At 51.4% G+C, this 13,562-nt stretch carries 6 protein-coding genes; 5 read left to right on the top strand and 1 reads right to left on the bottom strand.

Going from position 1 to position 13,562, the window contains the following annotated elements:
• Window positions 1-362 precede the first annotated feature (362 nt).
• Complete coding sequence (locus J2Z70_RS31265; protein ID WP_209879380.1) at window positions 363-2,744, bottom strand: glycoside hydrolase family 94 protein; 2,382 nt, start codon at window positions 2,742-2,744, stop codon at window positions 363-365.
• 253 nt (window positions 2,745-2,997) lie between these two features.
• On the opposite strand from J2Z70_RS31265, the gene J2Z70_RS31260 reads away from it, so the two are divergent.
• The 5 genes from J2Z70_RS31260 to J2Z70_RS31240 all read left to right on the top strand — a co-directional run bounded on the left by J2Z70_RS31260 (window position 2,998) and on the right by J2Z70_RS31240 (window position 13,562).
• The gene (locus tag J2Z70_RS31260) at window positions 2,998-3,933 is read left to right on the top strand and encodes a GNAT family N-acetyltransferase (RefSeq protein WP_209879376.1); all 936 of its coding nucleotides are present in this window, start codon (window positions 2,998-3,000) and stop codon (window positions 3,931-3,933) included.
• Window positions 3,934-4,272: 339 nt separating this feature from the next.
• Complete coding sequence (locus J2Z70_RS31255) at window positions 4,273-8,832, top strand: S-layer homology domain-containing protein (protein ID WP_209879373.1); 4,560 nt, start codon at window positions 4,273-4,275, stop codon at window positions 8,830-8,832.
• Between the two features lie 110 nt (window positions 8,833-8,942).
• Window positions 8,943-10,085, top strand: coding sequence for a response regulator (locus J2Z70_RS31250; protein WP_209879371.1), 1,143 nt, complete (start codon window positions 8,943-8,945; stop codon window positions 10,083-10,085).
• A gap of 93 nt (window positions 10,086-10,178) precedes the next feature.
• The gene (locus J2Z70_RS31245; RefSeq protein ID WP_209879369.1) at window positions 10,179-10,901 is read left to right on the top strand and encodes a GntR family transcriptional regulator; all 723 of its coding nucleotides are present in this window, start codon (window positions 10,179-10,181) and stop codon (window positions 10,899-10,901) included.
• A gap of 276 nt (window positions 10,902-11,177) precedes the next feature.
• Window positions 11,178-13,562: a phosphoketolase family protein gene (locus J2Z70_RS31240; RefSeq protein WP_245368662.1), complete on the top strand. Its 2,385-nt coding sequence runs from the start codon at window positions 11,178-11,180 to the stop codon at window positions 13,560-13,562.

The following is a 13,562-nucleotide window of genomic DNA, read 5'->3' as shown; positions in this document are numbered from 1 at the left end:
GAATGTAATCGGAAAACCGATCACAATGGGGCAGAAGGAGGCGCGCGGACCGAATGTAATCGGAAAACCGATCACAATGGGGCAGAAGGAGGCGCACGGACCAATGTAATCGGAAAACCGATCACAATGGGGCAGGAGGAGGCGCGCGGACCGAATGTAATCGGAAAACCGATCACAATCAAGCGCAGGGTATCTGTGTAATGCCAAGTTAACGTCGAATGTTTTGTTCCACGGCTAGTAGTTGCTCTTTAGGGGGAATTGAATAAGATTTTGAAGTAGCATATACGGATATGAGTATAAAAAAGCCGCCAAACCAAGGCGGCTTCTTAACGTTTATCGGGCAGGAAACTAACACCTCCGGTCTACCCCATCACAACCAGCACATCGTTCTCTGCTGCCATCCGGGACACAGGAATCAGGTTGCCCTTGACCTCTTCACCGTTGATGACGATGCGGGAGACGCCTTTCTGGACGCCGTGCTTGTTCTCCACCTGGATGTTCAGCTTCTTCCCGCGGAATTCGCGCACCATGGAGAAGCCGGTCCAGTCCGAAGGGACACACGGGTCCAGACGGAGGCCGTCCTTCTGCGGCTGAACGCCCATAATGCCCTCTGCCAGTGAGACCATGACGGTGGAGGCCGTGCCGGTGAGCCAGTGGACATGGGCCCGGCCCTGATACGGGCTGTCTTTGGACTCCACGAATTGGCCGTGGACGTAAGGCTCCAGCTTGCGGACCTCCGTATTGTCGTTCATGGTGGCCGGACTGCAGTTCAGGAAGTACTCGAACGCGCGTTCACCATTGCCGATCATCGTCTCTGCCAGAATGAGCCAGCCCTGCGGTTGACTGAAGATGCCGCCGTTCTCCTTGGTCGAAGCGTTGAACAGCGCCATGAGTGCTACCGGCAAGCCGTATTTGCGGAATGGCGGGTAGAACAGCATCGTGCCGTAATCGGTCCGCAGATTGTCATAGACCTTGTCCATGGCGAGCTTGGCCTGTTCCGGGCGGGCCGCGCCGCTTAGCACCGACCAGCTCTGCGGGTTCAGCCAGATTCGTCCCTCATCGTTCTCCCAGGAGCCGATGGTATAGTTGTCCTCGGTGAAGCCGCGGACGAACTGGTCGTTCTCCCAGGCATACTTCTGGATATTACCGTCCAGCTCCTCCAGCAGCCCTTGTGCCCACGCCGTATCCTCCGGCTTGTTCTTGTTCTCCGCGATACCCATGAATATCTTGAAGCCCATGTAGAGCTGGAAGGCCACGAACAGTGATTCACCCTTGGCGCCAAGCCGCAGGCAATCGTTCCAGTCGGCATGAAGTCCAACCGGCATGCCGTGGGCACCCATCCGGTCGAGACTGAATTGAAGCGCCTGCCGCAGATGCTCATACACCGTTGCTTCGCCTTGATCTGAATAAGGAATGACCTCATCCGTGAAGTCCCAGTTCCCGCTCTCATTCAGGTACTTGATAACCGTCGGGAACAGCCACAGGGCATCGTCGGCCCGGTAGTGGGGATGTCCGGTCTCCCGCACATACTCAGGGTCGTCTGGTGTTCCCTCGTGGCCAGGGTTATGGTCGAATTTCACCAGCGGCAGCCCCCCGCCATTGGACACCTGGGCAGAGATCATCAGCCGCAGGCGTTCAAGAGCCATCTCATGGTCCAGATGGATAATGCCCTGGATGTCCTGCACCGTATCCCGGTAGCCGAGCCCGTTGCGCAGGCCGGAGTACTGGAAGGAGGCAGCACGCGACCAGATGAAGGTAATGAAGCACTGGTAAGCATTCCACGTGTTGATCATATGGTTCAGATTGCTGCTTGGAGTCTGCACCTGGAAGCGGTTAAGCTTGCTGTGCCAGAAGGTCTTCAGCTCTTCAAGCTCCCGGTCTACCACGGACAAATCCTGGTAGTGGCTAAGAATGCCGGAGGCTCCCTCTTCATCATATTGTCCCAGCAGGAAGGCGACTTCCTTCTCTTCTCCCGGCAGAAGCTCGACATTGAGCTGCAGGGCACCGCAGGCATTGGTATTATAGTTCAGCGAATTGGAGCATTGACCGTTCTCCACGGAGAGCGGATTCCCGTAGCTGTGATAATCTCCAAGGAACGTATCGCGGTCCCCATCATAACCGGCCACCTCTGCTCCGGCCGCGCCGAAGAATCTCCAGGTTTGCTCTCCTGCGATGTTTTCATTGATGACTTGAAGAATTTTATCGTGCTTGAAGTAGGTCCGGGAAATAAACAGCGTGTATTGCAGGTTCACGGTATCTTGCTCATAGTTGTTGTCATTGGTGAATTCGGCGAAGCCGAAGAGGGCCAGCTTGCGCGCCGCAGTGCCGTCATTGCGGATCTTCATGCGCCATACTTCATAGGTCTTGTTCAGCGGTACGTAGTATAAGGACTCGGTATGAATGTTGTCATAATCTGAGACGATGTTCGTGTATCCGGTTCCATGATGGCAGACGGACTTGTATTGCTCCAGATCCTTGCCTACCGGCTGCCAGGAGCCGGACCAATAATCCCCGTTCTCCAGGTCTTTGACATAAATGTAGCGCCCAGGCTCGTCCTTGGAGTTGAAGTGATAGCGGATATGCCGTCCGTTGGCCCCGGATTTCACGAAGCTGTAGCCCCCGGCGTTACCTGAGATAATCGCACCGTATTCCGGCGAACCGAGATAGTTGGCCCAAGGAGCAGGCGTGTTCGGCTTCGTAATCAGGTACTCTTTGTTCTTGTCGTCAAAATGACCGTATTGCATAACCATTCCTCCTCATGATAGATGACAGGCAGGGCTATGAACGCGCGTTCATAAATGACCGAAGAATCCCGCCCAATTCCATTATAAGACAGTTTTGGTCTGACAATATAGCCTATATTTGAGAAAAAAACAAACAGTAGAGTCTTTTTATAGCAGTTTCCTATATTTGAATGGGCACATGGCCTTGTTAAGATCAAAAGGAAGGTCTATGTGAGTGCAGCCGGATGGCTGGAGGTATAAGGAGGAGTGCACGATGAGTGTAAAGCAATGGTCTGAAGATACGATATCCTACGATTTAAATGGTGAATGGACTATCCGGAGAGCAGAGCCCGGGGAGTGGGGAGTATATTGCTCCGTCTATTATAACATGCAGTATAACGGCTTTTTTAGAGAAGAAGTTTATACGAATCCGCGCAGGAATGCCTTTTGGATATACAAGGGGGAGAGTAGAATCGGCGGAGTCCGGATGTCACCGAATGTGATCTACCATCTCTTTGTAATCCCTCCGTTTAACGATTCATTCGGAATATTGAAGCAGCTTAAAAAGTTGTTGATTCAGTGGTCTGATCAGAAGGAACCGATACGGACCTATGAGGTTCTGCCGGATCAGGTTCACCTATACGCGCGGGCAGGCTTCTGGCCGGATGAATTCAGATGCCGCTGGATGCAGCGGCCTACAGAACTATTCCAAGTGGACTGGGAGGATGATCTGCGGATTGAAAGTCCCGAAGTGGAAGGAACTGAGGCCGGAGGCAAACGTTTCATCCTTGCAGAAGAGATTGCCCGCTGTGATTTTGAGAGCTTTAGAGGCGGACTGGATGCAACCCGGAGGAAGCAATTTGCTTTAGAAGATTTTGTACCCGGTGAAGATCCTAATTACTCCAATGAAATATTGACGCAGGCTTCCACGCTGGTATTCGATAACGCGACAGATCAGCTCATTGCCAACTGCCGGTTATGTCTGCAGGATCAGGTGGCGGCAGTCTATAGCATCGGTGTTAACCCCGCTTATCGTGGAAGGGGGCTGGCTACAAAGATGCTGCAAAGAGCGCTGACGATGCTGAAGGGTACTTATCCGTTACTGAGGTTGTATGTAATGGAGGGGAATGATGCGGAATCTGTGTACTATAATCTCGGGTTTAAGCCCGGGGTGCAGGAGGTTCAGAAGATGTATATCCCGGTGAATTAACTGAAATAAGCTATCCGCAGGATCAACCAGGGCACCCTTAGGGTGTCTTTTTTTAACTTTTCAAATGAACCGGAACACAAGGTTGGGAGAAGATTCGCAATTATGCAATGATATTTGTCACAAAAAAGGGGATTTGTAGAGTTAATGTAGAGGACTGTCGGATAGTATTAGAAACTAAGAGATTATTATACACAACCTGTCGGTATCCCGTTAGTACGATTTGGTGAACGCCTGCATAGGAAGGGAGGAATTCACAGGTAACAGGCAAGCGGTCTATGAACAATAGGAAGTGTCGGCTGATCCCATAAAAGTCCCATTAGATGAGGAGTACACAAAAAGATGACAATATCGAAGAAATGGAACAAAGGATGGTCCCGAAGTCTGGCCGCCTCTTTGTCGATTGCGCTGGTCACCGCCAACTTTGCGGTGCTTGGGCCAGTGGCTCATGCGGCAGTCGCGGAGAATGACGGTACGGAACAAATTTTCACTTCGGAGAAGTACCGGAGTTTCACCAATCCGGATAGCGGAGCTGTTAACCTAACCTTCCCGGAGCTATTTATCACTGCAGATTCCGGTGAAATGATGGACGGGGCTACGGTTGTAATCAATGGTTATAAGTCAGGTGACAAGATTACATTCGCCACATCCGGCACTGGAATTACAGTTGCCGCCAGCGGGGGCAACGGAGCCTACATCTTAAAAGGCAATGCGCCGGTTGAAGTCTACCAGCAGATACTGGAGAATGCCCAGTTTACGATGACCTCGCCGGGTGAACGCAGCCTGACCTTCGGTCTGGGGCCTGTGCTCGCTTTTAATAAAAATGGACATTTCTATGAGTATGTGACACAAAACAGCATCAAATGGACGGATGCCCGAGTGAAGGCCGAGGAGCGGACCTACTATGGACGCAAAGGGTATCTAGCGACAATTACTGACCCGGCTGAGAACGCTTTTATTGCGGAAAAGGCTCAAGGGATTGGCTGGATCGGCGGGAAGGACGTAGCCCGTACAGAAACCAACGGACGGGCCAATACACGTGTCTTCACCTTGCAGAACAACAAATATAACGGTTATGGTGATTGGCGCTGGGTAACCGGACCTGAAGGAAAGCTGCAGTACGAAGGCAAATCCGGACTTCCATTCTATAAGGGTTACAACGCTAGTGGAGGGAAAAATGATTCCGCCACGGTAACGGATACCACTTATGGCCTGGGCAGTGACTATATTATGCACAATAACTGGGATGCAGGGGAGCCCAATGATTCCTCCTACGAGCACGTAGTGCATATTTTTGCAAGTGGAAAATGGAACGATTATCCGATTGATAACATCGTGAATGCTTACCTCGTTGAATACGGCGGTATGGAAGGCGATGCCAACTCCAGCATCAGTACTACCATAACGCTGGTGGACAAAACCCCGCTGAAGCAGGATAACGAGACAGCAGAGGGCTATCTTGGTCTTGAGCCGCAGGAATATACAAAGGCCTCTCTGGCCATTCTCAAGACTGCAACGGATGCTGCCAATGCTGTCCTTGAAGATGAGCATACTTCCCCTGAAGAAGTTGAGGCCGCCCGCAAGGGTCTGGCGGATGCCATTGCCGGATTGGTGAAGCAGCCGCCAGTGGCTGATAGCGCAAGCTATACCGAGGGAAGCAACAACCAGGTATCTATTAAGTTTGACAAGCCTATCAAGTTCAATGCGGATGATACCGATACTACGGATGACTTCAGAGTGACATTGGACGGAAGACTGGTCGATGTTACGCATGCTGTAGTATCTGATCAAGATCCTAGTGTCATTATTCTGACCCTGGCCAGTCCGCTGTCCAATGATCCTGTGGTTCGAATCGAATATGATGCCGCAGAGTCGGCAATCCAGGCTCAGACACCCGGGAAAGAGCCAGTGTCCGACTTTACGCTCATTGCGAACGGACCGTTCGGTGATTCCTTGGAAATTCAGACGCCTGCTAAGGGAACAGAGGTATATGGAGCAGACTTCCCGCTCCCGGTAACCGGACAAGCTGCACTCGATTCGGTGGTTACGGCTGCTGTGTATAAAGTGGATGTCCACCCGAATGCGCATCTGTTCGATCTTGAGGTAGGGATTACCGTAACCGATGATGTCTATAAGTGGGACACCAAGCTGCCGGGTCCGCTGGCACCGGGCTCCTACCATGTGGCGGTGACTTCGACCAAGACATTCGGCGATGAAGTAAGAACAGAAACGAAGCTGGTGCCGTTCACGGTACCACAGCTGGAATTGACCCATGTGGCGGTAAACGAAGGTCAGCCGGATCACGCGGTATTGACGTTCAACCAGCCTGTAGGCTCTGCGTTGACTGATGCTGATCTCACCGGACTGACCATTGATGGCCGGAAGGTTATTGCTGTGAAGTCCGTACAGGGCGACAAAGTGGAAGTCGTTCTGGAGGAAGCGCTTGGTCCTGATGATGCGCTGATCGTAGGGTACGATCCCGCTGCCGGTAATGTTACGGCTGAAGGCAACGTTCTGAACGAATTGAAGCCGATCCAGGCCGGCGAGCAGTCAGGCATCACGAAGAATAACAATGTGATTCCGCTTCAGCTCGTTGCTGCTTATCCCGAAGCGGGGCAGCTCAAGCTGGTGTTCAATAAGCCGATCAACGATCTGACCGATCTGGCCGGATTCACTTACGGCGGCGTGCCGCTTCAGGCACCTTTTGAGATTAACGGCAATGAACTGATCGTTTCAATTCCCGCTGATCATAACGGCGGCATGTTGAGCTACGATCCAGAGCTTGGCAATGTAACGGAGAACGGCAATAAGAATAACCCGCTTACCGGATTGCAGCCGGGCATTGACCTAGGCGGGGATGGCAAATATATCGCAGACGGCGGCAAGCTGCCGGAGAACGGTCTGGGATTAACGGCAGGGGATAAGCCGGTATCGCTGAGTCCAGCCTTCCAGCCGGATGTACCAAGCGGCTATCAGGCGACCGTGCCTAATGAGATGGGGACTATTGCGCTGAATCTTGCCCCGGCAGGAGATAACGATACGCTGCGCAAGGTTAGCTTGAACGGTGTAGAGGTTCCTGACGGAGACTGGAGCAAGCTGCCGCTTCAGGAAGGGCTGAACATCATCCAGGTAGATATTGTGGATGCGAAGCGTCCGGGCGTTAAGCTGGGGCAATACCAGATTCAGGTTATCCGCGCAAGCGGGAAGCTCGTATCGCTTGATCCTTCGAGCGGCACACTGCAGCCTGAGTTCAAGCCTGAAACTGCAAGCTATGATGTATCCGTAGCGAACAGTGTATATGAAATGTCATTTAAGCCGGTTACACTTGATCCTGGTGCTGTGGTAACACTCAGTATTGCCGGTGAAGCTCCGGTAGAGGTTACAAACGGTCAATGGAGCAAAGCGCTCCCTCTAAAAGTAGGCAAGAATGAAGTTCTGGTTACCGTCAAGGATTCCGCAGGCGGAACGAATACGTATACAATGATCATTACCAGACAAGAGCCTGTATCTTCAGGCGGAGGCGGAGGTTCCGCTCCGGCTCCAGCAGCTCCTGAAACATCCAAGACCGAAGTGATTCAGGTGGATGTGGCCATCGGCGGAGCCAATGCGGCTGGCATCACGAAAGTGCCTGTACAGCGTACCACTCAGAGCAATGGCATGATCACTGATCTGGTCCGCTTCACCAAGGATAAGGCTGAAGAAGCGGTGAAGATGGCGAAAGAGACGGGACAAAGCATTGCCCGTGTAGTCATCCCGGATGCGGCGGACAATGTCAGCGAAGTGAATGTCCAGATTCCGGCGGAAACCGCCAAATTGCTGAAAGAGAACGGCATTGTACTGGAAATCTATACGGAGAACGCAATTGTGCGTGTTCCGAATGAATCGCTGGAAGGCATCGGACAAGACTTCTATTTCCGGCTGGTGCCGGTGAGAAGTGCAACAGAGCGGAGTGAAATCGAGAAGAGAGCCACGCTTGAAGCTGTGGTCCGCGAAGTGGCGAAGGACAACAAAATCGAAGTGGTCGCCAGACCGATGACCATTGAGACGAACCTGTCCAGCAGGGCGGTAACCCTGATCCTGCCGCTAAGAGATGTGAAGCTGCCTGCGAATGAAGCGGCGCGTAATGCATTCCTCGCACAGCTCGGTATTTTCATTGAACATACCGACGGCACGAAAGAGGTTGTCAAAGGCAAAGCGGTTACCTATAAAGAGGGACTGCTTGGATTGGAATTCTCGGTAAGCAAATTCAGTACCTTTACGATTATTAACTTCAATAATCAGTCGCCTGCTACGCATGTATCCTATATCGTTGGCTTCCCGGATGGTCAATTCAAGCCGGACGATCGGGTAACGCGCTCGCAGATGGCACTTATGATTGCCCGGAACCTGGGCTATGATGCTAGTGCGGCTGTAGGCACTCCTCCCTTCCCGGATGTGGCTGTCCGACATTATGCGGCAGCAGCCATTGCCTTCGTGAATGCACAGGGCGTGATGAAGGGTGATCCGGCCGGGAAATTCCGGGGGAATGCGCCGATTACGAGAGCAGAGATGGCCGCTGCTGCTGCCAACTACCTGAAGCTTGCGGTACCGGCTGACGGAAAATCAGGCTTCAGCGATACCACTGGACATTGGGCTCAGGCGGTAATTGAAGCCAACGTGTCGGCAGGCCTGCTTAAGGGCTATCCGGACGGCAGCTTCAAGCCGAATGCTTATCTGACCCGTGCGGAAGCAGTAGTCATTGTTAATCAGATGTTTGACCGCGGCCCGCTCCATGGAGCAGATGCGGTGAAATTCCCGGATGTCTCCAAGAATCATTGGGCCTACCTGGACATCCAGGAGGCTGTCATCGACCATCAGTACCGGATCGACAGTGAACAGAAGGAACAACGGGTTACAGAATAAATGGATAGGGGTTGGAGGAGAGATCATTTCTCCTCCAGCCCCTAAATCATTAAATTTGAAGTATAATGGTTATAAAACCGTACCGATTTCCAGTTGCGAAGGAGATCCGAATGAGAGCAATCCTGATTGACGATGAAGAATTGGCACTAAAGGCTTTGGAACGCCAATTGCATGCGCTTGGGTGTTTTGAGATTATCGGCAAATATACCGATCCGCTGCAAGGGCAGCAAAAGGTAGAGGAGACCGAGACCGATATTGTGTTTCTCGATATTCATTTACCGGAGCTGAGCGGGATTGAGCTGGCGGAAAGGCTGCTGGAACGCAGACCCGATCTGCAGGTTGTATTCGTAACGGCATATGATAAGTATGCGATCAAGGCTTTTGAGCTGAATGCCCTGGATTATTTGCTTAAGCCGATTCATACGGACCGTCTGAAGCTTACAGTTCGGAGATTGAATGCTCAGCAGAAGCCTGGCCTGGCAGCCCGGGAAGCGTCAGCGCAGACAAGCTGGAGAATGCTGATGCTCGATGCCTTCCGGATCTACGAAGGGAGTCAGGAGCTTCCGTCACTGCAATGGAGAACGGCGAAGGCGCAGGAAATCTTCTTTTACCTGCTGCATCATCGCGGCAAAGTGGTCAGTAAAGCCACTCTGATTGAATTGCTGTGGGCTGATTTTGATCCGAACAGGGCCTATCCGCAGTTATATACGGCTGTGTATCATATCCGCAAGATGCTGGAGCCCTTCAGCAGAGAACGGATTCTCCTGCAAAATACGGCGGACGGCTATCTGCTCAAGCTGAATGGAATCTGCCTGGACGTTGATGAGTTTGACCGCTTTATCCAAGCGGGGTTAGAGCTCTCGAATGACACACTGCCTGAATACGAACGAATCCTGAAGCTGTTCAAGAGCGAATATCTGGAGGGGCACGATTATGTGTGGGCGGAGCTTGAGCGGCAGAGATTCCAGCTGCAGTGGATTCGGCTGAAGCTGAATCTGGTCCGCTGGTATATGGGGAATGCAGAATATGAACAGGCCTTCAAGCATATTGAACAGGTCTGCACCCGCTATCCGTTAGAGGAGCAGGCGCAATTATTGTACATGCAAATATCGGATAGAATGGGCTTTCATTTTCTGGTGCAAAGACAGTATGTATTGCTGGAAACGGTCATGGAAGCAGAGGTTGCGGAGAAACCGAGCCGGGAGATTGTCAAATGGTATAGGGATTGGGATAACAAGCGTCAAAAAGGGTGAATCCGTGGATTCATCCTTTTTGCCCTATCTAAATTATGATATATTTAATCTTGAATGAACTTGTTCTGCAAAGATCCGACGAAGGAGCATCCCATGACCCAATTTGTCTACAAGCAGATTATTGCTGACCTCAAAACGAAGATCTTTGCCGGGCAGTACGCCGATATGAAGCTGCCGGATGAGCGCAGTCTCAGCGAGGCGTATCAGGTTAGCCGTAGTACCATTAAGCGTGCGCTGATGAAGATGGAGAGCTCGGGCATTATTTTCAAGAAACGCGGCTCCGGCACCTTCATCAATCCGTTATACATAAAGAACGATTCGATCTTCAATTACGAAGGCTCTAATCTGGGGGTGTCGGATAACTTCCAGATGCACGGCAAGAAGCCGGAGATCAAGGTGCTGAGCTTCGAGGTCATCCGGCCCACGGAGGAGATTCAGCGGGATTTGTTCCTGATGCCCCATGATTTCGTGTATAAGATCGTGCGTCTGCGCCTGTTTGAAGGTGCGCCTTTCATGATTGAGACGGGATATATTCCGATCAAAATTGTGCAAAATCTCGACCAGACGATTATTGAGGGGTCGATTTTTCATTATCTGGAGGAGTCGCGCAATCTGGCGGTGACCAAATCCTTTTTGTCTATTTTTGCCGAGCCTTCACTGCTGAATGATCAGGAGCTGCTCCATCTTAAAGAGAATGAACCCGTAGGGATTATGGAGGGGATCTTCTTCCTGGATAACGGCACGCCGTTTGAGTTCTCGCATATGCGCTTCCATTATGAGTATCTAAAGTTTAATACTTTCGTATCTGTGCATTAACGGATGGACGGTGTAAATAGCATAACTGAGGTATAGCAGGCCGGGAGGAATCCCGGTCTTTTTAGCGTTTTTTAGTATAACAAATTAATCCATAATTATAAAAATAAACATCTTTTTGTGCGTGATTTGCAGAGGAATTCATACTATGTTCAAAATTTCACAATATTGGACCGTATTAATTTCTAAAAAGATTGAATTTCTGAAATGCCGATGTATGATGTAAATGTAGAAGTGATACATTCAATTTACAAAGAAAAAGATTAGGGAGTGGAAGACATGGGATTAACAATCGAACAGGTGGATTATTCCTCGAAAACGTATCTGGCAAAGCTTGACGCTTACTGGCGTGCAACGAACTACATCTCCGTAGGTCAGCTTTATTTGAAGGATAATCCGTTGTTAAGAGAACCGCTGAAGGATGCAGACGTCAAAGTGAAGCCGATCGGACACTGGGGCACAATCCCTGGGCAGAACTTTATCTATGCGCACCTGAACCGCGTAATCACTAAATATGATCTCAACATGTTCTATATTGAAGGCCCGGGCCATGGCGGTCAGGTGATGGTATCGAACTCTTATCTTGACGGAACCTACACCGAAATCTACCCGCAGATCACTCAGGACATCCCTGGTCTGAAAAAGCTGTTCAAGCAGTTCTCCTTCCCTGGCGGTGTTGCCTCCCATGCAGCTCCTGAAACACCCGGATCGATTCATGAAGGCGGCGAGCTGGGTTACTCCCTGTCGCACAGCGTGGGTTCGATTCTGGATAACCCTGACCTGATCTCGGCAGTCGTTGTAGGTGACGGCGAAGCAGAGACCGGTCCTCTGGCCGCTTCCTGGCTGTCCAACCGGTTCATCAACCCGATTACAGACGGTGCTGTATTGCCGATTCTGCATTTGAACGGCTTCAAGATCAGCAACCCGACCATCCTCTCCCGGATGAGCAGAGAAGAATTAACCGCATATTTTGCCGGAAACGGCTGGGAGGCATTCTTCGTAGAAGGCGAGAACCCGGATCTGATGCACCCGGAAATGGCGAAGGTCCTGGATACAATCGTAGAGAGAATTGCCGCCATTCAGAAGAATGCCCGTGAAAATAACGATACTACACGCCCTGTATGGCCGATGCTGGTCTTCCGCTCCCCTAAAGGCTGGACCGGTCCGAAATCGTGGGATGGCGTACCGAACGAAGGCTCCTTCCGTGCCCATCAGGTACCGATTCCGGTCGATCAGAAGAACATGAAGCATGCTCCGGCGCTGCTGGAATGGCTGAACAGCTACAGACCTGAAGAACTGTTCGATGAGAATGGCCGTCTGAACGCAGATCTGGCTGAAATTCTGCCAACCGGCGACAGACGTATGGGGATGAACCCTGTAACGAATGCCGGCAAGCTGATTAAAGACCTGCACAAGCCGAACTTCCGCAACTATACTCTCGATAATTCCGCCCCAGGCCAAGTAATTGCACAGGATATGGCCGTACTGGGCAAATACCTGAAAGAGGTTGTAACCCTCAACGAAGAGAACCGCAACTTCCGTATTTTCGGACCGGATGAGACTATGTCTAACCGTCTGGGACCAGTATTCGAAGTGACCAAGCGTCAATGGATGGATGCCATTCAGGAACCGCAGGATGAATTCCTCGCTCCCTATGGCCGTGTCATTGACTCCCAGCTGTCGGAGCATCAGGCAGAGGGGATTCTGGAAGGGTATGTACTGACTGGCCGCCACGGATTCTTCGCCAGCTATGAAGCCTTCCTGCGCGTGGTCGATTCGATGATCACCCAGCACTTCAAGTGGCTGCGCAAGGCTACAGATCAGACCTGGAGAGAAGACATTCCTTCCCTGAACGTGATCGCTACATCGACAGTGTTCCAGCAGGACCATAACGGTTATACCCACCAAGATCCGGGTCTGCTCGGCCATCTGGCTGACAAGAAGCCTGAATTCATCCGTGAGTATCTGCCGTCCGATGCGAACAGCTTGCTGGCTGTGTTCGACAAGATCCTGAATGACCGCCAGAAGATCAACCTGATCGTATCCTCCAAGCATCCGCGTCCGCAGTGGTTCTCGGCTGACGAAGCTCAGGAGCTGGTGGACAAAGGCCTTAAGATCATTGACTGGGCCAGCACCGACAAAAGCGGAGAGCCGGATCTCGTTATCGCTTCTTCGGGTACCGAACCAACTATGGAAGCCTTGGCTGCCATCTCGATCCTGCATGAGAAGCTGCCTGAGTTGAAAATCCGTTACATTAACGTAGTCGATCTGCTGAAGCTGAGAAGCCAGAAGCTCGATCCGCGCGGCTTGTCTGACGAAGAGTTTGATCAATTTTTCACAAAGGATAAACCGGTCATCTTCGCCTTCCACGGCTATGAAGGCCTGATCAAAGACCTGTTCTTCGACCGCCACAACCACAACCTGCATGTGCACGGCTACCGCGAGAATGGCGATATCACTACACCGTTCGATATGCGTGTACTGAACCAGATGGACCGCTTCGATCTTACGAAGGAAGCTGTGCTGAGCCTGCCGGAAGCAAACAAATACCAGGCTATCGCTGACGAGATGGACGCCATGGTGCAGAAGCATCACGCGTACATCCGTGAAGAAGGCATCGACCTTCCAGAGGTTGAGAGCTGGGTATGGAAGGCTTTGAACTAA

Origin of the sequence: Paenibacillus silagei, from assembly GCF_017874735.1 — a bacterium.
GTDB classification, from domain to species: Bacteria; Bacillota; Bacilli; order Paenibacillales; family Paenibacillaceae; genus Paenibacillus_AQ; species Paenibacillus_AQ silagei.
The sequence above is the reverse complement of the archived record's forward strand: the minus strand, read 5'-3'. Positions and strand labels throughout refer to the sequence as shown.